The sequence below is a fragment of the Mycolicibacillus trivialis genome (assembly GCF_002102395.1).
Taxonomy (GTDB): domain Bacteria; phylum Actinomycetota; class Actinomycetes; order Mycobacteriales; family Mycobacteriaceae; genus Mycobacterium; species Mycobacterium triviale.
The window spans coordinates 1-18,660 of sequence record NZ_LQPZ01000057.1; the positions used below are offsets into that span (position 1 = coordinate 1).

An 18,660-nucleotide genomic window follows, 5' to 3' on the forward strand; every position below is an offset into this window, starting at 1 on the left:
TGGACCAACGGCGGCCACACCAACGCCGACAAACTCCACTTCGCCTGCGGCCCCCACCACGGCGCCATCACCCGCGGTTCACAACACACCATCGTCACCGAAAACGGCCGCCTCGGCTGGACCAACGGCACCACCCCACCCCGAACCAACCACGCCCACCACCCCGACGAACTACTGCGCGGCGACACCGACCCACCGGAGCAGGATTGAGGTCGCGTCTCAGGCCGGGCCACGCAGACGGATGAACCCGACCACCCGGGCGCCGGTCTGCGGGGCGGTGCCGACAGTCATCTCGATCACCGCGGCCGCCTGCTCGCGCACCGGGGTATCGGGGTCGAGCACCGATAGGTATTTCTTATGTGCGGCAAGGGCGTCCACGGCCGCCTCGAGGTAGTCGTCGACCGTTTCGATGTGGGTCGGCTCGGGACCGAACTGGAACAGCCAGCGGGGCGGGTCGGTGAGTTGGTCGAAGGCCTCGGTGACCGCGGCCGCGAATTCCATGTGGTCGCGCTGGTTGGGCATCCCCGGACCCCATTCGCCGCCACCGTAAATGGAGAACACCACATCGGGGCACAGCGCGCTGATCCGCGCGGCGATCCGGTCGCGCAGGGCGGCGGTGTTGCGGATCTTGCTGTCCGGGAAGTCCCAGAACTCGACATGATCGACGCCGACGATCGCCGCCGACCGGCGTTGCTCCTCCGCCCGGATCGGTCCGGCCTGTTCCGGCGCCATGCCTTCGATACCCGCTTCCCCGCGGCAGGCCAGCTCGTAGCGGACCGTACGGCCCGCGGCCGTCCACTTCGCCACCGCGGCGGACAGTCCGTACTCGGGATCGTCGGGGTGCGGCACCAGCACCAGGGCGCTCTGCCAGTCGGTCGGAAAGGGTTGGATCGCGCTCACCGCTCTATGTGATCACACCGTGGACGACGATCGCGGTGGTCTGGTCCACCCAGGCGTCGTCGAGGTCTTCGTCGGGACGGACCAGCACCCGCAGCAGGGTGGCGCCGCCGATGACCTCCACCAGCCGGTCTGCGTCGACGTCGGGGCGCACCGAGCCCCGCTCCACCGCCGCGCGCAGCCAGTCGCGCACCACGTCGAAGGAGCCGGCGAAGCGGGACAACACCCGCGAGTGCAACTCCGGGTCGACCGACATGTCGGCGGTCACCCCCGGCAAGGCGGCGCGCACCACGGGGTTGGCGAACACATCGCGCGCCGCCACGATCATCGCGCGCACGTCGGCGGTGATGTCGCCGGTCGAGGCGTCCAGCACTGTCGCCACCGCCGGAAAGGCGGCCTCGTGCACGAGTTCTGCCTTGCTCGACCACCGCCGGTATAGGGCGCTTTTCGTGGTTCCGGCCCGCTCGGCGACGCCGGCCAGGGTCAGGTTGGCGTAACCGACCTCGCTCAGCAGTTCGGTGGTGGCCTGCAGGATCGCAGCGTCGATGCGGGGGTCGCGCGGGCGCCCCGCGCTCGGGGTCTTGCCATCCGGCCCCGAGTCTGGTTTCATAACGCTACTCCTAGTATCGTAATTGCCTCCCGGAGGTGGCCGCCGTGGTCAACGAACCGACCGTGACAACCAGTGTCGAACGGGTGCAACGATCCAGTCGGGACACCTCGACCGTACCGGCTCAGCTCGCCGATTGGCTTGCCACCGTGCTCCCCGGCGGGGTCGCCCCGGAGGTGACGGTGGAAAGCGGTGTCGACACCAACGGGATGTCGTCGGAGACCCTGATGCTCTCCGCACGTTGGGTTCAGGACGGCGCTGCCGTCGAGCAGCGCTGGGTCGGGCGGGTCGCCCCCAACGCCGCCGACGTCCCGGTCTTCCCCACCTACCGGCTGGACCACCAGTTCGAGGTGATGCGCCAAGTCGGCGAACTCACCGACGTACCGGTCCCGCGGGTGCGTTGGCTGGAGAACACCGGCGCCGTGCTCGGCGAGCCGTTCTTCTTGATGGATCGCGTCGACGGCGAGGTTCCACCGGACGTGATGCCCTATACCTTCGGCGGCAACTGGTTCGCCGATGGCAGCGCCGACCAGCAGCGCCGACTGCAGGACACCACCGTCGCGGCGCTGGCCGACCTGCACGCGTTCCCCCACCCACAGGAGACCTTCGCCTTCGTCGACGAGGGGCGCGTCGGGGAGACCGCTCTGCGCCGCCACTTCAACTGGGTGCGCGATTGGTACGCCTTTGCCGCGGCCGATTCCGGTCGGGTCCCGTTGCTGGATCGCTGCTTCGACTGGCTGGAGCGGCACTGGCCGGCCGAGGAGGACGCCGCCGCGCCGGTGTTGTGCTGGGGCGACGCCCGGATCGGCAATGTGGTCTACCGCGACTTCGTCCCGGTGGCGGTGCTGGACTGGGAGATGATGACGCTGGGTCCCCGCGAGCTCGATGTGGCGTGGCTGATCTTCGCCCACTCGGTCTTTCAGGAACTCGCCGGCCTGGCGAACCTGCCCGGGCTGCCCGACGTCCTCACCGAGAGCGACGTGCGGCGCACCTATGAGCAGCTCAGCGGTGTCACCCTCGGCGATCTGAACTGGTTCTACGTCTACGCCGGGCTGATGTGGGCGGTGGTGTTCCTGCGCACCGGCGCCCGGCGGGTGCACTTCGGCGAGATCGAGGCCCCGGCGGACCCGGAGTCGCTCTTCTACCACGGCGCCCTGCTGAAACGTCTGATGGGAGAACAGAACTGATGATCGGACCGACCGACGAATACCCCGTTCACCAACTGCCCCAACCGATCGCCTGGCCGGGCTCCTCCGACCGCAACTTTTACGACCGGTCCTATCTCAACGCCCACGACCGCACCGGGGACATCTTCGTCATCACCGGAATGGGCTACTACCCCAACCTGGGCGTCAAGGACGCGTTTTTCCTGGTGCGCCGCGGCGACACTCAGACCGCCGTGCACCTGTCAGACGGGATCGACCAGGACCGGCTCAACCCGCATGTCGGCAACTACCGGCTCGAGATCGTCGAGCCGCTGCGCACGCTGCGGGTGGTCCTCGAGGAGACCGAGGGCATCGCGGCCGACCTCACCTGGCGGGGCCTGTTCGACGTCGTCCAGGAACAGCCGCACGTGCTGCGGTCGGGTACCCGAGTGACCTTGGATGCGCAACGGTTCGCCCAATTGGGGTCCTGGAGCGGGCGGATCATGGTCGACGGTGAGGAGATCACAGTCGATCCGCAGACCTGGATCGGATCGCGGGACCGGTCCTGGGGCATCCGTCCGGTGGGCGAGCCGGAGCCGGCCGGGCGCCCGGCCGACCCGCCGTTCGAGGGCATGTGGTGGCTGTATCTGCCCGTGGCTTTCGAGGATTTCGCGATCGTGCTGATCATCCAGGAGGAGCCCAACGGTTTCCGCACCCTCAACGACGCGACCCGGGTGTGGCGCGACGGCCGGGTCGAGCAGCTGGGCTGGCCGAGGGTCACCACCACCTACCGCTCGGGCACCCGGATTCCCACCGGTGCCACGATCGAGGCCACCCGGCCCGACGGCACCCCGGTGCGCATCGAGGTGGAATCCAAACTGCCGGTGCCGATTCACGTCGGCGGCGGATACGGCGGCGACCCGGATTGGCTGCACGGGATGTGGAAGGGCGAGAACTTCACCGAGCGACTCACCTACGACATGACCGACCCGGCCATCGTGGCGCGCTCCGGCTTCGGGGTGATCGACCATGTCGGTCGGGCGGTCTGCCGCGACGGCGACGGGCCCGCCGTGGAAGGCTGGGGCCTCTATGAGCACGGCGCACTGGGCCGCCACGACCCCTCCGGGTTCGCCGACTGGCTGTCGGTGGCGCCCTGACCGGTTGCGCCGGTTAGGAGCTGACCTCCCGGCGATCGACGCCCGAAACCGCAGCGATCAGGGCACGCAGTTCGGTGTTGACCGCCGTCGGCTGCTCCAGCGGTGAGCAGTGCCCGCCGGGCAGTTCGACGAGCTTGAACAGGTTCGGCACATCCTCAGCGATGCGGCGGGACTGGCTGATCGGGGTGAGCCGGTCGCGCTGGCTGCCGATCACCAGGGTCGGCACTGTCAAACCCGAGAGGTTCATGTAGGTGTGGCCCAATTCCCGGATGAGGGAACGCGCGCAACCGCCGCGCCCGGCCGCCGGCGTGTGCTCGAACATCTCGTAGATGTAGTCGGCGACCGCCGGATCGGCGGCGGCGCCGGCCGCCATCATCGCCACCACCGGCCGGATCGGCATTCGTAGCGGCGGGGGCACCGGCAGTCCGCCGATGAGGCGGATCAGGTTGGTGGCGGCCAGCCGCCGGGTGGGCACCAGCCGGCGCGGGAACGGCAGCAGGTCGATCTTGTCCAGCAGGTCGCCGGTGGTGGTGTTGACCAGCGCGATCCCGTCGGCGTACCGCGACACCCGGGCGCGGTAGCGGGCCGACCAGGCGTCAACGGTGATGCCGCCCATCGAGTGCCCGGCGATCACGGCCCGCTCCCCCGGCCCCAGGGTGGCCTCGAGCACCGCGTCGAGGTCGGCGGCCAAATGGTTCAGCGAATAGGCACCACGGCGGGGCACACCGCTGCGACCGTGGCCGCGGTGGTCGAAGGCGATGACCCGGAAGTCCTTGGAAAGATCGGCGATCTGGTTGGCCCAGAACCGGATGGCGCAGACGAAGCCGTGCGACAGCACGATCGGATAGCCGTGCGGCGGGCCGAAAACCTCGGTGTGCAACCGGGTGCCGTCGGCGGCGCGGACGATGACCGGCCGGCCGGGCGGCATCGCGGCAATCGGGGATCGGGTGGGCACGCTTGATGCTCGGGCCATGACAGCTCCCTTCGCCGCGGCGACGTTGCCGCGTGGGCGAGTCTAGCGGAGCCTCGGGCGGTTTGCGGGGAGGCGGCGGGCCTGTCGGACTATCGCGATCCGGCGCTGGCCTGCCCGGGGGTTGAGTCCTCAAATGGACGAGTCGCGCAGCCCCGGGCTCCGCTCCGGCTCACGAGTACTTGTAGAAGCCCTCACCGGAGGCCACACCGAGCTTGCCCTGATCGATGTAGTTCTCTTTGAGCCAGGCGGCGAGTTTCTGGTCCTCGGGGCTGCCGTTGACCATGATGTTGTACGGCGTATTCATGCCAATGATGTCGTAGATCTGAAACGGTCCGAGCGGGGCGCCGGTGGCGATCCGCCAGGTGGTGTCGACATCAGCCGGGTCGGCGTAGCCGCCGGCCGCCAACTCCAGCGCAGCGTTGAGGAACGGAACCAGCAGCGAGTTGAGCACGTAACCCGCTTTCTCCTTGTGCAGTTCGATCGGCACCATCCCGATAGCCCGGGCGAACTCGACGACCTGACGGTAGACCGCGGGGTCGGTGTCCTCGGTGCCCATCACCTCGGCGGTATTGAACCGCCACACCCGGTTGGCGAAATGCAGCGCCAGGAAGCGGTCCGGGCGACCGGTGAAGTCCTTGAGATCGCTGGGCAGCAGTGTTGATGAATTGGTGGCGAAGATCGCCCTCGATGGCGCCAGTTCGTTGAGCCTCTCGTAGGTCTCCCGTTTGAGCGCAACGGTCTCCGGAACGGCCTCGATGACCAGATCGGCATCGGCGACGGCCCGCGCGAGATCGCTGGTGAGGGTCAGGCGGGCAAGAGTCGCTTGCGCCGCACCGTCTTTGGCGTCCGGGACCTCGTTGCGATAGGTCTGCACCAGCCCGTCGAATCGCTCGCGCGCGGCGGCCAGCGCCTGATCATTGATGTCATAGGCGATCACGGTGCAGCCTTTGAACGCCGACTGGAACGCGATCTGGGCGCCCAGCACGCCGGACCCGATCACCGCTACGGTACGAATCTCCACGGAAGGTTCCTCTTTCCCGCATCTTCGGTCCGCTCTCATCGCGACCGCTCGGAGCACACCATACCCAGCGGGTACCGGGCGTTTTCGCTGCTGCGCACCGGGCGTCGGAGTCGCCCAATACCGGCGCCACGTCGAACCCCGCGGACCGGATCCTGCTTCGCAGACCCACCCACCGCGGGCGCCCCCGTCACCGTAAGACGCCCGCGGCCAGTGGTCCTAGGCGGTTCTGGACGCCTGCTGACATGCGTCGGCGAGCTCCGGAACCACCCGAACGAACTATTCGACCGACTTGGCCGCGGCGTCGAGCTCGGCGTAGTCCGCGTCGAGCCGCGCCTGTGCTGCGGCCAGCACGTAGTATTCGGCCTCCTACCGAGAATAGATCGCGAAAGCGATCGCATCCTCGGCGTCGATCTCGGCGTTGTCAGCGGCCCGGTCGGCCCGCTTGGCTTTGTGCTCGGCACGCCGCTTGTCCGCCTTGGTCTTGAGCGACGCCATATTGTTGGACACCGACTGCTGTAGGTCGTGCCAGCCGGCGGTGACGCTGTCCTTGGTCTCCTGGACCGCAGCCCTGGTTGCCGCCTTGGTCGCGTCCAAGTCCGCCCGTACTGCACTCTCCCGCTCAGCAAGCCATTCTTTGTTCTTGGACGAGGCGGCAGCTGCCGAGTCCTCCAGCCTCTTGGCTTGCACACTCAGCTTGGCGAGCTGGTCTGACAGTGCCATATTTGTCAACTCCTTCTTCTTGGTTGGGATCTCACGTGGAGTATTGGGTGTGCGGTGCTGCCATCGCTGCGGCGGACCAGTGCCCGAGGCAGTCCCTGACCTGCTCTGCGGCATCGGCAGTCAGTCGCCGATTATCGACGTGCGGGTTCGATGCCCAGGTCGCGGGCGATCGCGTTGGCGCCGCTGCGAAACCGGAGGGCTTTCACAGTCTGCATGACGCCGATCACGACGAGGAAAGCGCCGACAACCTCTTTGCGCTATGCCCGGGTGGCCCTGGAAGCGCCGGAACAACGCGATAGCAACGTCCGCGTGTTCGACGATTCCATGCTCGGCATCGCCGCGGTCAGCGCACCGGAGGTGACCCGGAAACTGTCCGAGATCACCCTCGGACCATTCAATGCACTGCCCAGCGACGAGCGCCTCATCCTGAGCGAGACCTTCGCGGTCTGGCTCGACCACAACGGCTCAATTTCGGAAGCTGCGGCCGCTCTGTTCTGTCACCCCAACACCGTTCGAAACAGGCTGCGTCGCATCGAGGAGCACACCGGCCGTTCCCTGACTGCCCCACGCGAACTCGCCGAGCTGTGTCTCGCCTTCGAGATCGCGAAGCGTACCGCCAGTTGAGGCCCGCGATTTCCGGCCGAGTCGGGGGCTTCGCCTGAATTCCAGCGGCCACCGCTCGACGCTTCCCAACCATGTTTCCCAACGCCATGGAAAATGCCCCCCAGGCGTGCGCCTGAGGGGCATTCTCACTAGTAGCGGGGGCAGGATTCGAACCTACGACCTCTGGGTTATGAGCCCAGCGAGCTACCGAGCTGCTCCACCCCGCGTTGGGCATCCCTAGGCTACCCAACACCTGCCGGTGCCACCAAATCGGGTGGCGACCAGCGGCTATTTCGCGTCGTCGAACTTGCTCATCGCCTCGTCGAGGTGCTCCAGCGCCTCGCCGTAGCCGGCGAAATCGCCCTTCTTCTGCGCTTCGCGCACCGCGTCGATCGCGGCGTCGATCTCCCGCAGCGCCTCGGCCTTCTCCGAGGACAGCCCGGTCGTGGTGTCCGGGGTCGCCGCGGCCGGCGGGCGCGGGGTCTGCTCGGCGGGAACGCGATCCGGCGGGCTGTCCGGAGTTCCGGTGTCGGTGGGGGCGATTCCGGTCGCGGTCGCGTCCGCACCCTTGCCGAACAGCTCGGTGAGCGCGTCGCGCACCGTCGGGCCGTAGCCGATCTTGTCGTTGTACATCATCGCCACCCGAATCAACCGCGGGTACGACGACGCGGCGTCACTGGATCCCGGCGAGGCGTACACCGGCTCCACATACAGCAATCCGCCGTCGCCCAACGGCAGCGTCAGCAGGTTGCCCCAGCGGATCCGGTTCTGGTTGTCCCGCCCGATCACACCGAGGTCCTGGGAGACCGCCGTGTCGGTGGTGATCGCGTTGTTGGCCAGCTTGGGCCCGTTGACCTGGCCGGGAATGGTCAGCACCGTCAGCTGGCCGTAGGTCTCCGGGTCGGAGCTGGCCGACACGTAGGCGGCCAGATAGTCACGCTTGAACCGGTTCATCGCGCTGGTCAGCTGGAAGGACGCCGACCCGTCACCCTTGGCCAGATCCTTGGCCACGATGTAGTACGGCGGCTGGAAGCTGCTCGCCGTCGGGTTCGGGTCCAGCGGCACATCCCAGAAGTCCGAGGTGGAGAAGAACGTCACCGGGTCGTTGACGTGGTACTTCGCCAGCAGCATCCGCTGCACCTTGAACAGGTCCTCCGGATAGCGCAGGTGCTCGGCGAGTTCCGGGCTGATCTCGCTCTTGGGTTCCACGGTGCCCGGGAAGACCTGCATCCAGGCGTTGAGCACCGGGTCGTTCTCGTCCTGCTGATAGAGGGTGACGGTGCCGTCGTAAGCGTCGACGGTGGCCTTCACCGAGTTCCGGATGTAGGAGACCTGCTTGTCCGGGGTGAGCCGATTGAAGGCCACCTCGTTGGAGTCCGCGGTCGCCGACGACAGCGACGTCGACTGCGAGTAGGGGTAGTTGTCCAAGGTCGTGTAGCCGTCGACGATCCAGACCATCCGCTTGTCGACGATCGCCGGGTAGACGGTGGTGTCGGTGGTCAGCCACGGCGCGACCGCCTTCACCCGCTTGGCCGGGTCGCGGTTGAACAGCAGCTTGCTGTCCGACCCGATCACCGAGGAGAACAGGAAGTTGCGTTCGGCGAACTTGGCCGCGAACACGCTGCGCGCCAACCAGTTACCGATCGGCACCCCACCGCGGCCGGTGTAGGTGTAGTTCTTGGTCTCGGTGTTGGTCTCGTAGTCGTATTCCCGGTCGGCCCCGTTACTGCCGACGATCGCGTAGTCGGCCGGGGTGTTGGCGATGACCGGCCCGTAGTAGATGCGCGGCTGGTCCAGCGGCGCGGGCCCGTCGGAGACGACGCTGCCGTTGGCCCCGACCGCGTTGACCAGGAACTCCGGGTAACCGCCGTTCTGGTTGGGGTCGTTGGCGATACCGCGTACCGTGTTGGCCGGCGAGGCGATGAAGCCGTTGCCGTGGGTGTAGACGCTGTGCCGGTTGATCCAGTCTCGCTGGTTGTCGGTGAGCCGGTCCGGGTTGAGTTCGCGGGCGGCGACAACGTAGTCGCGCAGGTGCCCGTCCTCGTCGCGGTAGCGGTCGATCGCCAACTGGTCGGAGAAGTAGTAGAAGTTCTTCCCCTGCTGGAACTGGGTGAAAGCCGGCGAGACGATGGTGGGGTCGAGCAGGCGGATGTTGGAGGTGGTGGCCGTGTCGGCGGCCACCTGCTTGGCGGTGGCCGGCGCGTTGCCGGGGTAGGGCACATAGTTCACCACGTCGCTGGTCAACCCGTAGGCGTTGCGGGTCGCGGTGATGCTGCGCGAGATGTACTCGCTCTCCTTCTGCGCCGCGTTGGGTTTGACGCTGATCTGCTCCATCAGCATCGGCCAGACCGCCCCGACGATCAGCGAGGACAGCAGCAGCAACGCCAACCCGATCGCCGGGATCCGCAAGTCACGCAACACGATCGCCGAGAACACCGCGACGGCGCAGATCAACGCGATCGCCAGCAGGATCAGCTTGGCCGGCAGGACGGCGTTGATGTCGGTGTAGCCGGCTCCGGTGAACGGCTTGCCGGTCCGGGTGTTGGACAGCAGTTCATAGCGGTCCAACCAGTACGCGGCCACCTTCAGCAGCACCAGCACCCCGACCAGGCTGACCAGTTGGATTCGCGCCGGTCGGGTCAACGCCCCCGCACGACCGCTCAACCGGATACCGCCGAACACATAGTGCGCGGCCAGGTTCGCCAGGAAGGTCAGGAAGACCGCGACCAGCAGATAACTCAAGATAAGCCGGTAGAACGGCAGGTCGAAGGCGTAGAAGCCCATGTCCTTGCCGAACTGCGGGTCGGTGATCCCGAACTGGCCGCCGTGCAGGAACAGTTGGATCGTCGCCCAATAGCTCTGTGCGACCGCGCCGGCCAACAGGCCGACCAGCAGTGGCACCCCGAGACCGATCAGGTGCGGTCGGGCGAGCACGACAGTCCGGTAGCGCTCCACCGGGTCGTCGGGTCCGTTACTGGGAACGAAGACCGGGCGACTGCGGTAGGCCAGCACCAGCCCGCCGTAGATCAGTCCGCCGACCGCCAGCGCCACGATCAGGAACACCACCAGCCGGGTCACCAGCACCGTGGTGAACACCGAGCGGTACCCGATCTCGCCGAACCACAGCCAGTCGACGTAGCCGTCGATGACCCGCGGGCCGATCAGCAGCAGGGCGAGCGCAACCAGCCCCAACGCGATCAGTGCCCGGCTCCGTCGGTTCAGCTTCGGCATCCTCGCCGCCGGCCGCATACCCACGTGACTTCGCTCCCTGCTCGTTTACCCCGACGCTTCACAACTGTACGCATCGCCGCCGGGACTCCACCGGCTGCTAGCAGTGCGGTGGTTCACCGCCCGAACGCAGCGTGTTCAGCGCGTCGACGGCTTGAGCGAGGTTCTCGATCTTGATCAGCGTCAGGCCCTTGGTCTCCGAGCGGGCCTCGTAGCAGTTGTCCACCGGAACCAGGAAGTAGTCCGCACCGGCCTCGCTGGCCGCGGTCATCTTGTGGGTGATGCCGCCGATCGGCCCGACGTCACCGTCGGCGTCGATGGTGCCGGTGCCGGCGATGAACTTCGGTCCGGCCAGCCGACCGTCGGTGAGCTTGTCGACGACCGCCAGGCTGAACATCAGCCCCGCCGACGGCCCGCCGATGTTGGCCAGGTGGAAGTCAACGGTGAACGGCGCCCACGGCGCGTCGAACACCGCAATCCCCAGAAAGCCGTAGTCACGGTCGGGGTTGTCGCCCAAGGTGATCCGCGCGACCCCCGCCGGCTCCCGCTTACGCCGGTAGTCGATGACCAACTCCTGGCCGGGTTTGGTCTTGCGCAGTTCGGCGGTGAACTCCTCCACCGAGGCCACCATTCGGCCGTTGACCGCGTCGATCGCGTCGTCGGCGCGCAGCTGGCCGTGGGCGGGACCGGGGTCGTTGACCGCGGCGACGGTCACCGCGGTCGGGTACTTCAGGTAGCTCAGCGCGGCGAACTCGGCACTGTCCTCGGACTTCTTGAAGTCGGCGGTGTTGTTCTCGTCGATCTCCTCGCGGGTCTTGCCGGGCGGGTAGACGACGTCGCGCGGCACCAGTTGCTGACGCCCGGAGAACCACAGCGCCAGCGCCTGCCCCAGGGTCAGGCCGTCGCGCTGGGCAACCGTGGTCATGTTCAGGTGCCCGGTGGTCGACTGGGTCTCGGTTCCGACGATCTCCACGACCTGCTTGCCGTCGTAATGCCCCAGCGTGTCGTAGGTGGGCCCCGGCCCCATCGACACGTACGGGACGGTGACCGCGGCCAGCAGCACACCGAAGGCGACCACCGGCACCAACGCCACCATCAGCGTCAGAATCCGCCTGTTCATCCCGCTTACCCTAAACGGCACCGGTCAGCGCGGCGTTCACTCAGGGCGTGATCCAGAGCGCGCGGGCACCGCGGGCGGCCGGTACCGTTGGGTTATGGCTGACCTGCCCTTCGGCTTCTCCTCCCCCGGCGAGGACCCCGACCGTGACCGTCGCCGCGGTGAGGAGCCCGGCCCCGGGTCCTCCGACCCGTTCGGGTTCGGCGGTGATTTCAACGTCGCCGACCTGGGTCAGATCTTCACCCGGCTGGGGCAGATGTTCAGTGGTGCGGGCACCACGGCGGGCAGCGACTCCGGTCCGGTCAACTACGACCTGGCCCGCAAGCTGGCCGCCAGCTCGATCGGGTTCGTCGCACCGATCCCGCAGGCTACCGCCACCGCGATCGGTGACGCGGTCCATCTGGCCGAGACCTGGCTGGACGGGGCGACCGCGCTGCCCGCGGGGACCCGCACTGCAGCGGCCTGGTCCCCCACCGACTGGATCGACAACACCCTGGCCACCTGGAAGCGGCTCTGCGACCCGATGGCCGAGCAGATCTCGACGGTGTGGGCTTCGGCGCTGCCGGAGGAGGCCAAACAGATGGCCGGCCCGCTGCTGTCGATGATGTCGCAGATGGGCGGGATGGCGTTCGGTTCCCAACTCGGCCAGGCGCTGGGCCAGCTGTCGCGGGAGGTGTTGACCTCCACCGACATCGGGCTGCCGCTGGGTCCGCAGGGGGTCGCCGCGCTGATGCCCGAGGCGATCGAGACGTTCTCCGCCGGCCTCGAGCAGCCGCGCGGGGAGATCATGACCTTCCTGGCCGCCCAGGAAGCCGCCCACCACCGGTTGTTCAGCCATGTGCCGTGGCTGTCCAGCCAGCTGCTCAACGCGGTCGAGGCCTACGCGCGCGGCATGAAGATCGACATGTCCGGCATCGAGGAGATGGCCCAGGGGCTGGACCCGAGCATGCTGACCGACCCGCAGGCGATGGAGCGGATGCTCAGCGAGGGGATGTTCGAGCCGAAGGCCACCCCGGAGCAGACCCAGGCGTTGGAGCGTCTCGAGACCCTGCTGGCGCTGATCGAGGGCTGGGTGCAGACCGTGGTGAGCGCCGCGCTCGGGGAGCGGATCCCGTCGACCGCGGCGCTGGCCGAGACCCTGCGCCGCCGCCGGGCCACCGGCGGTCCGGCCGAGCAGACGTTCGCCACCCTGGTCGGGCTGGAACTGCGGCCCCGCAAGCTGCGGGAGGCTGCTGCGCTGTGGGAACGGCTGACCGAGGCGGTCGGCGTCGACGACCGGGACGCGGTCTGGGCGCACCCCGACCTGCTGCCCGGCGCACGCGACCTCGACGAGCCGGCCGCGTTCATCGATTCGGTGCTCGGCGGGGACACCAGTGGAATCGACAGCGCCATCGATGCGGCGCTGGCCGAGTTCGAGAAGGACGGCGACGACCCCGCCGACGGTCCGGCTGTGGATAGCTGAGCAACCGCCCGGGGCCGGGTGTGGCAGTCTTCGCGCCATGAGCCGGTGCTACACGCTGGATCCGGCGATGCCGGTGCTGGTGCGTCCCGACGACACCGTCCAGGTGGGGTGGGATCCGCGCCGCGCGGTGCGGGTACGCCCGCCGGCCGGGCTCACCGCGGCCGGGCTGGCCGACCTGCTGCGGGCCATGCAATCCCGGACCGTGCTGCCCGAACTGCGCCGCCGCGCGGCGGCCCGCGGGTGGACCGATACCGACGCCCTGACCGAACTGCTCGCCGCGCTGGTGAGCGCCGGGGTGCTGCGGTGCGGGCCGGTGCATCCGACGCGGACCCGGTCACCGGGGATCCGGGTGCACGGCCGCGGGCCGCTGTCCGACCTGCTGGCCTCGTCGCTGCGCTGTTCGGGGGCCCGGATCAGCCGCAGCTTCCAACCGCACGCCCGGGTGGCCGCCGGCACCGACCTGGTAGTGCTGGCCGACACCCTGGTCGTCGAGCCACGGCTACTGCGTGATCTGCACACCGGGCGGGTGCCGCATCTGGCGGTGCGGGTCCGCGACGGCGGCGGGTTGATCGGCCCGCTGGTGGTCCCCGGCGTCACCAGCTGTTTGACCTGCGCTGACTTGCATCGCAGCGACCGCGACACGGCCTGGCCGGTGCTGGCGGCGCAGCTGCGCGGCACCGTCGGCAACGCCGACCGGGCCACGGTGTTGGCCACCGCCGCGCTCGCGCTGCACCAGGTGGATCGGGTGATCGCGGCGGTGCGCGGCACCGCGTCGGCGGCGGAACCGCCCGCCACCCTCAACGCCACGCTGGAGTTCGACGTGGGCACCGCGTCGGTGAGTGCGCGGTGCTGGCCGCGCCACCCGCGCTGCCATTGTTGATCGGTGCGCGACCATCCGCGCACGCCCGGTCCGCCGATAGGGGATGATGGGGGCGTGACGGAGATCAAACGCGGCCGCGCCGCGCGCAACGCCAAGCTGGCCAGTCTGCCGATGGGGATGGCGGGTCGGGCGGCCCTCGGGCTGGGTAAGCGGATGGCCGGGAAGTCCAAGGACGAGGTCACCGCCGAGCTGATGGAGAAGGCGGCCGACCAGCTGTTCACCGTGCTCGGTGAGCTCAAGGGCGGCGCCATGAAGGTCGGGCAGGCACTGTCGGTGATGGAGGCCGCGATCCCCGAACAGTTCGGCGAGCCCTACCGCGAGGCGCTGACCAAACTGCAGAAGGACGCCCCACCGCTGGCCGCCGACAAGGTGCATCGGGTGCTCGACGCCCAGCTCGGCACCAAATGGCGCGAGCGGTTCAGCTCGTTCGACGACACCCCCATCGCCTCAGCCAGCATCGGGCAGGTGCACAAGGCGGTGTGGAGCGACGGCCGCCCGGTGGCGGTCAAGATCCAGTACCCCGGCGCGGATGAGGCGTTGCGCGCCGACCTGAAGACCATCCGGCGGTTGACCGGCGTGTTCAAGCAGCTGGCCCCCGGCGTCGACGTCCAGGGTGTGGTCGACGAGCTCATCGAACGCACCGAGATGGAGCTGGACTACCGGCTCGAAGCCGACAACCAGCGGATCTTCGCCAAGGCCTATGCCGGCCACCCGCACTTCCTCATCCCGAACGTGGTGGCCTCCGCACCCAAGGTCGTCATCCAGGAGTGGATCGACGGCATCGGCATGGCCGAGATCATCCGCACCGGCACCGTCGAACAGCGTGACCTGATGGGTACCCGGCTGGCCGAGTTCACCTGGGACGCGGCGCGCCGGCTGGAGCTGATCCACGGCGACGCCCACCCGGGCAACTTCATGCTGCTGCCCGACGGCCGGATGGGCGTGATCGACTTCGGCGCGGTGGCCCCGATGCCCGGCGGGTTCCCGCCGGAGCTGGGTGCGGCCGTGCGCTACGCCCGCGACGACGACTACGACAACGTCATCGCCGTGATGCGCCGGGGCGGCTTCATCCAGAAGGGCCAGGAGGTCTCGGTGCGCGAGATCGACGAGATGCTGCGCCAGTACGTCGAACCAGTCGAGGTCGAGGTCTTCCACTACACCCGCAAGTGGCTGATGCGGATGGCCGGCAAGCAGTTGGAGCGCCCCGTCGAGCAGCTCAAGATGGCGCGTCAGCTCGACCTGCCGCCGAGGCTGGCGATGCCGATGCGGGTGCTGGGGTCGACGACGGCGATCATGTGTCAGCTCGACGCGCACGTCCCGACCAAGCGGCTCTCCGAAGAACTGGTCCCCGGCTTCGCCGATCCGGACCTCGAAAAAGGTGTCGAGAAGGTCGGTCCGTCGGCCTAGCCGTTCACGCCGCGACCGGCTCCTTGCGGGGCCGGCCCCGCGGCCGTTTGCGCGCCACGATCCGGCCGCGCAGCAGGATCTCCCCGCCCCAGACGCCCCACGGCTCACCGCGCTCCAGCGCCGCGGCCAGGCAGGCGCGGCGCAGCGGGCAGGCGGTGCAGAGTTCCTTGGCGCGTTCCAGGTCGGCCGGATCCTCGGCGAACCACAGGTCGGGGTCACCGGAGTGGCACGGCAGCGCCAGCCGATTCGTCATCGGAATGCTCCTAGCTCGGAAAACAAAAATGGCCACGGGTCCTCAGCGGGTCCGTGGCCATCGGGTCGGTCGGTTGACGAGTTAACCGAAACCACGATGCACGGACACGCCGGCAGCGGCATGCGCTGCGGCGGGTGCGGCGGCTACCGCGACCGTGCTTCGGGTGGTCATGGTTTGAGAGGGTATCCGGTCGCGAACTGGGCGCACAACTGGTTTTCCGGGCCGGGCGACCGGTTACCGTCGACTGCGGGAGCAGCACTGTTTCTTGGCCGGACGGTTGATCGGAGCACATTATGTTTGATGTCACCGGGCTGGCCGCTGCCGAACGGGCTGAGCTTGCGGTGCTACTGCGGTCGCTGACCCCGCAGCAGTGGCAGACACCGTCGCTGTGTGCCGGCTGGACCGTCCGTGACGTCGTCGCCCACATGCTGAGTTACGAGGAGCTGAGCCCGGCCGGATTCGCGGGCCGGTACATCCGGGGCGGGCTACGGCTCCGCCGTGCCAACACGATCGGGCTGGACGACTACGCCGGGCACGGTCGGCAGCAACTGCTCGACCTGCTCGACCGCAGTATCCGCCCGCGCGGGTTCACCACCGCCTTCGGCGGCCGGATCGCTCTCACCGACGGCATGATCCACCAGCAGGACATCCGCCGCCCGTTGGGCATCCTCCGCGATATCCCGGCCGAGCGGCTGGTTCCCGCGCTGAACTTCGCCCGCATCGCGCCGCCGCTCGGTGCGGGGTGGCGGATCCGTGGATTACGTTTGACCGCAACCGATTTAGACTGGACTGCCGGCCGGGGACCGGAAGTGTGGGGCCCCGGCGAAGCTGTGCTGCTGTGTATCGCCGGGCGTCGAGGCGTCGTCGAGGAGCTCGAGGGTCCGGGTCAGCCGATCCTGCGCGAGCGGATCGGCGGCTGACGCCGGCGCCGCCTTACCCGCGGTCGCGGACCAACTCCAGCACGTCGGGGCCGTACTGCTCGAGCTTGCGGGCCCCGATGCCCGGGATCGCGACCAGCGCGGCGTCGTCGGTGGGCAGCGCCTCGGCGATCGCGATCAGGGTGTTGTCGGTGAACACCACGTAGGCGGGCACCTTCTGTTCCTGGGCGGTGCGCAGCCGCCACTCCTTGAGCTCGGCGAGCAGGCCCTCGTCGATGTCGACGGCGCAGGTCTCGCAGCGCCGCAGCATCACCGCGGTCGGGGTGGTCAGCGCCGCGTTGCAGACCCGGCAGGTGGTGACCTTGCCGCGGGAGCGGCGGCCGCGGGCCGGTGCCGACTCGCCGGTGGCCTGCGGCGCGATGCCGGTGAGGAACCGGGACGGCCGGCGGCCGGCCCGACCGCCCGGGCTGCGGGCCAGCGCCCAGCTCAGCGCCAGGTGCACCCGGGCGCGGGTGACCCCGACGTAGAGCAGCCGCCGCTCCTCCTCGACCGCTTCGCTGTCCGGGCCGTGGGCCAGCGCATGGGAGATCGGCACCACCCCGTCGGCCAGGCCGACCAGGAACACCGCGTCCCACTCCAGACCCTTGGCGGCGTGCAACGAGGCCAAGGTCACCCCCTGCACCACCGGTGGGTGGCGGGAATCGGCGCGCATCCTCAGCTCACTGAGCAGCCCGGCCAGGTCCAACTCCGGGCGGGTCGCCACCTCCTCGTCGACCAGTTCAGCCAGCGCGGCCAGCGCCTCCCACCGTTCCCGGGCCCGGGCCCCGGCCGGCGCGGCGGCGGTCAGCCCGAGCGGTTCCAGCACCGCGCGCACCAGCTGCGGCAGCCCGCCGGCGTCGGCGGCGTCGGCGCCGCGTTCGGCGACCCGCTGCAGCGCCACCAGTGCCTGCCGCACCTCCTGGCGGGTGAAGAACCCTTCCCCGCCGCGCACCTGGTAGGTGATGCCGGCCTCGGTCAGCGCCTCCTCGTAGGCCTCCGATTGGGCGTTGATGCGGTAGAGCACCGCGATCTCGGCGGCCGGGGTGCCGGTGTCGATGAGCCGGCCGATGGCGGCGGCGACGGCGGTGGCCTCGGCGACCTCGTCGGGGTGCTGGTGGAAGCTGGGCTCGGGTCCGGGGTCGCGCTGGCCGACCAGCTGCAGCCGGCTGCCGGCGACGCGGCCGCGGGCGGCGGCGATCACCCGGTTGGCCAGCGACACCACCTGCGGGGTGGACCGGTAATCCCGCTCGAGGCGGACCACGGCGGCGTCGGGGAAGCGGCGGGAGAAGTCCAGCAGGTAACGCGGGGAGGCGCCGGTGAACGAGTAGATGGTCTGGTTGGCGTCGCCGACGACGGTGAGGTCGTCGCGCTCCCCCAGCCACGCCGACAGCACCCGCTGCTGCAGCGGGGTGACGTCCTGGTACTCGTCGACGACGAAGCAGCGGTAGCGGTCCCGGAACTCCTGGGCGACCGCAACGTCGTTCTCGATCGCCGCGGCGGTGTGCAGCAGCAGGTCGTCGAAGTCGAGCAGCACCATCTCACCGCGGGCCTTCAGCGCCTCGTAGCCGGTGTAGACCGCGGCCACCCGGGCGGGCTCCATCGGGGTGTCGCGGCGGGCTTCGCCGACCGCGCCCGGGTACTGCTCGGGGCTGATCAGGGAGGCCTTGGCCCATTCGATCTCCCCGGCCAGGTCGCGCACGTCGTCGGTGCTGGGGTGCAGCCCGGCCCGGTTGGCGGCCTGCGCCACGACGCTGAACTTGCGGTCCAGCAGCTGCCAACCGGTGTCGCCGACCACCCGCGGCCAGAAGTACCGCAACTGGCGGCGGGCGGCGGCGTGAAAGGTCAGTGCCTGCACGGCGCCGACCGGGGCGCCGAGGCCGGCGGCGGCGTCCAGCGCACGCAACCGCCCGCGCATCTCGCCGGCGGCGCGGGAGGTGAACGTCACCGCCAGCACCTGCCCGGCCGCCACGTGCCCGCCCGCGACCAGGTGGGCGATCCGGTGGGTGATGGTGCGGGTCTTGCCGGTGCCCGCCCCGGCCAGTACGCAGACCGGCCCGCGTGGGGCGAGCACCGCCTCGCGCTGCTGCTCGTCGAGACCGACCAGCAGCGGTTCGCCGCCGGGCGGGGGTTGGGTCGGCATGGGCTCCATCTTGGCATCGGCCGGCGACACGGCGCCGGTGGGCATAACCGGGGCACCGGCTAGACATCCCAGGGTCGTAAGTTGTCAAGCGGCCCGGGTGTCGGGGGTGGTTTGGCGGTGTGCCCAGGCTTTG

The 18,660-nt window shown here is 69.2% G+C and carries 16 protein-coding genes, 1 tRNA gene and 1 pseudogene; 8 read left to right on the forward strand and 10 right to left on the reverse strand.

All coding sequences use genetic code 11. From position 1 onward, the window contains the following. Window positions 1-210 (forward strand): annotated as a pseudogene (locus tag AWC30_RS17885) (HNH nuclease); the annotation flags it as partial. A 9-nt stretch (window positions 211-219) separates the two neighbouring features. On the opposite strand, the gene AWC30_RS17180 reads toward AWC30_RS17885, so the two are convergent. Together AWC30_RS17180 and AWC30_RS17185 are read right to left on the reverse strand one after the other, a co-directional pair. Next, window positions 220-900 (reverse strand): PIG-L deacetylase family protein, encoded by a 681-nt coding sequence (locus tag AWC30_RS17180; RefSeq protein WP_085111457.1) that lies wholly within the window; start codon window positions 898-900, stop codon window positions 220-222. Window positions 901-904: 4 nt separating this feature from the next. Next, complete coding sequence (locus AWC30_RS17185; protein ID WP_085111458.1) at window positions 905-1,507, reverse strand: TetR/AcrR family transcriptional regulator; 603 nt, start codon at window positions 1,505-1,507, stop codon at window positions 905-907. Window positions 1,508-1,551: 44 nt separating this feature from the next. On the opposite strand from AWC30_RS17185, the gene AWC30_RS17190 reads away from it, so the two are divergent. Both AWC30_RS17190 and AWC30_RS17195 read left to right on the forward strand, forming a co-directional pair. Then, window positions 1,552-2,691: a phosphotransferase family protein gene (locus AWC30_RS17190; RefSeq protein ID WP_085111471.1), complete on the forward strand. Its 1,140-nt coding sequence runs from the start codon at window positions 1,552-1,554 to the stop codon at window positions 2,689-2,691. Then, window positions 2,691-3,806, forward strand: a complete 1,116-nt coding sequence (locus AWC30_RS17195) for an Rv3169 family protein (protein WP_085111459.1) — start codon at window positions 2,691-2,693, stop codon at window positions 3,804-3,806. Before AWC30_RS17190 ends, AWC30_RS17195 begins: the two co-directional genes overlap by 1 nt. A 13-nt stretch (window positions 3,807-3,819) precedes the next feature. On the opposite strand, the gene AWC30_RS17200 is transcribed toward AWC30_RS17195, so the two are convergent. The 3 genes from AWC30_RS17200 to AWC30_RS17655 form a co-directional block, all read right to left on the reverse strand. Beyond that, window positions 3,820-4,779 (reverse strand): alpha/beta fold hydrolase, encoded by a 960-nt coding sequence (locus AWC30_RS17200; RefSeq protein ID WP_085111460.1) that lies wholly within the window; start codon window positions 4,777-4,779, stop codon window positions 3,820-3,822. Window positions 4,780-4,948: 169 nt separating this feature from the next. Continuing rightward, entirely contained in the window at window positions 4,949-5,839 is an 891-nt protein-coding gene (locus AWC30_RS17205; protein WP_085111461.1) for a 3-hydroxyacyl-CoA dehydrogenase, read from the reverse strand. A gap of 327 nt (window positions 5,840-6,166) precedes the next feature. Continuing rightward, window positions 6,167-6,520 (reverse strand): hypothetical protein, encoded by a 354-nt coding sequence (locus AWC30_RS17655; RefSeq protein WP_133053718.1) that lies wholly within the window; start codon window positions 6,518-6,520, stop codon window positions 6,167-6,169. Between the two features lie 213 nt (window positions 6,521-6,733). Between AWC30_RS17655 and AWC30_RS17215 the strand changes: the two genes are divergently transcribed. Next, window positions 6,734-7,144 carry a PucR family transcriptional regulator gene (locus AWC30_RS17215; protein ID WP_234808147.1) on the forward strand — a complete coding sequence of 137 codons (411 nt, stop codon included), beginning with the start codon at window positions 6,734-6,736 and terminating at the stop codon, window positions 7,142-7,144. Window positions 7,145-7,276: 132 nt separating this feature from the next. Here the strand turns inward: AWC30_RS17215 and AWC30_RS17220 are convergent. The 3 genes from AWC30_RS17220 to AWC30_RS17230 all read right to left on the reverse strand — a co-directional run bounded on the left by AWC30_RS17220 (window position 7,277) and on the right by AWC30_RS17230 (window position 11,471). Continuing rightward, a tRNA-Met gene (locus tag AWC30_RS17220) sits at window positions 7,277-7,350 on the reverse strand. A 61-nt stretch (window positions 7,351-7,411) separates the two neighbouring features. Next, the gene (locus AWC30_RS17225) at window positions 7,412-10,378 is read right to left on the reverse strand and encodes a UPF0182 family protein (protein WP_085111464.1); all 2,967 of its coding nucleotides are present in this window, start codon (window positions 10,376-10,378) and stop codon (window positions 7,412-7,414) included. Window positions 10,379-10,451: 73 nt separating this feature from the next. Further along, window positions 10,452-11,471 (reverse strand): YlbL family protein, encoded by a 1,020-nt coding sequence (locus AWC30_RS17230; protein ID WP_085111465.1) that lies wholly within the window; start codon window positions 11,469-11,471, stop codon window positions 10,452-10,454. Window positions 11,472-11,565: 94 nt separating this feature from the next. On the opposite strand from AWC30_RS17230, the gene AWC30_RS17235 reads away from it, so the two are divergent. The 3 genes from AWC30_RS17235 to AWC30_RS17245 are packed head-to-tail and all read left to right on the forward strand — an operon-like array spanning window position 11,566 to window position 15,217. Continuing rightward, window positions 11,566-12,930, forward strand: coding sequence for a zinc-dependent metalloprotease (locus tag AWC30_RS17235; protein ID WP_085111466.1), 1,365 nt, complete (start codon window positions 11,566-11,568; stop codon window positions 12,928-12,930). A 37-nt stretch (window positions 12,931-12,967) separates the two neighbouring features. After that, window positions 12,968-13,810 carry a TOMM precursor leader peptide-binding protein gene (locus AWC30_RS17240; RefSeq protein ID WP_085111467.1) on the forward strand — a complete coding sequence of 281 codons (843 nt, stop codon included), beginning with the start codon at window positions 12,968-12,970 and terminating at the stop codon, window positions 13,808-13,810. A gap of 36 nt (window positions 13,811-13,846) precedes the next feature. Further along, a complete protein-coding gene (locus AWC30_RS17245; protein WP_207568470.1) occupies window positions 13,847-15,217 on the forward strand; it encodes a macrolide-binding ATPase MABP-1 in 1,371 nt (456 codons plus the stop codon). Between the two features lie 4 nt (window positions 15,218-15,221). Here AWC30_RS17245 and AWC30_RS17250 read toward each other — a convergent pair whose 3' ends face one another. Then, on the reverse strand, window positions 15,222-15,470 hold the full coding sequence (locus AWC30_RS17250; protein WP_085111469.1) for a WhiB family transcriptional regulator: 249 nt from the start codon (window positions 15,468-15,470) through the stop codon (window positions 15,222-15,224). Window positions 15,471-15,763: 293 nt separating this feature from the next. Here AWC30_RS17250 and AWC30_RS17255 point away from each other — a divergent pair, with 293 nt between their 5' ends. Next, complete coding sequence (locus AWC30_RS17255) at window positions 15,764-16,390, forward strand: maleylpyruvate isomerase family mycothiol-dependent enzyme (RefSeq protein ID WP_085111470.1); 627 nt, start codon at window positions 15,764-15,766, stop codon at window positions 16,388-16,390. Between the two features lie 13 nt (window positions 16,391-16,403). Here AWC30_RS17255 and AWC30_RS17260 read toward each other — a convergent pair whose 3' ends face one another. Continuing rightward, window positions 16,404-18,536: an ATP-dependent DNA helicase UvrD2 gene (locus AWC30_RS17260; RefSeq protein WP_085111472.1), complete on the reverse strand. Its 2,133-nt coding sequence runs from the start codon at window positions 18,534-18,536 to the stop codon at window positions 16,404-16,406. Window positions 18,537-18,660: the final 124 nt, after the last annotated feature.

What these genes read in the sequence shown, in the direction of transcription:
- AWC30_RS17185 (WP_085111458.1), bottom strand. Translation starts at nt 1,507, where the DNA reads ATGAAACCAGACTCGGGGCCGGATGGCAAGACCCCGAGCGCGGGGCGC.
- AWC30_RS17195 (WP_085111459.1), top strand. Translation starts at nt 2,691, where the DNA reads ATGATCGGACCGACCGACGAATACCCCGTTCACCAACTGCCCCAACCG.
- AWC30_RS17200 (WP_085111460.1), bottom strand. Translation starts at nt 4,779, where the DNA reads ATGGCCCGAGCATCAAGCGTGCCCACCCGATCCCCGATTGCCGCGATG.
- AWC30_RS17205 (WP_085111461.1), bottom strand. Translation starts at nt 5,839, where the DNA reads ATGAGAGCGGACCGAAGATGCGGGAAAGAGGAACCTTCCGTGGAGATT.
- AWC30_RS17655 (WP_133053718.1), bottom strand. Translation starts at nt 6,520, where the DNA reads ATGGCACTGTCAGACCAGCTCGCCAAGCTGAGTGTGCAAGCCAAGAGG.
- AWC30_RS17215 (WP_234808147.1), top strand. Translation starts at nt 6,734, where the DNA reads ATGACGCCGATCACGACGAGGAAAGCGCCGACAACCTCTTTGCGCTAT.
- AWC30_RS17230 (WP_085111465.1), bottom strand. Translation starts at nt 11,471, where the DNA reads ATGAACAGGCGGATTCTGACGCTGATGGTGGCGTTGGTGCCGGTGGTC.
- AWC30_RS17235 (WP_085111466.1), top strand. Translation starts at nt 11,566, where the DNA reads ATGGCTGACCTGCCCTTCGGCTTCTCCTCCCCCGGCGAGGACCCCGAC.
- AWC30_RS17240 (WP_085111467.1), top strand. Translation starts at nt 12,968, where the DNA reads ATGAGCCGGTGCTACACGCTGGATCCGGCGATGCCGGTGCTGGTGCGT.
- AWC30_RS17250 (WP_085111469.1), bottom strand. Translation starts at nt 15,470, where the DNA reads ATGACGAATCGGCTGGCGCTGCCGTGCCACTCCGGTGACCCCGACCTG.
- AWC30_RS17255 (WP_085111470.1), top strand. Translation starts at nt 15,764, where the DNA reads ATGTTTGATGTCACCGGGCTGGCCGCTGCCGAACGGGCTGAGCTTGCG.
- AWC30_RS17260 (WP_085111472.1), bottom strand. Translation starts at nt 18,536, where the DNA reads ATGGAGCCCATGCCGACCCAACCCCCGCCCGGCGGCGAACCGCTGCTG.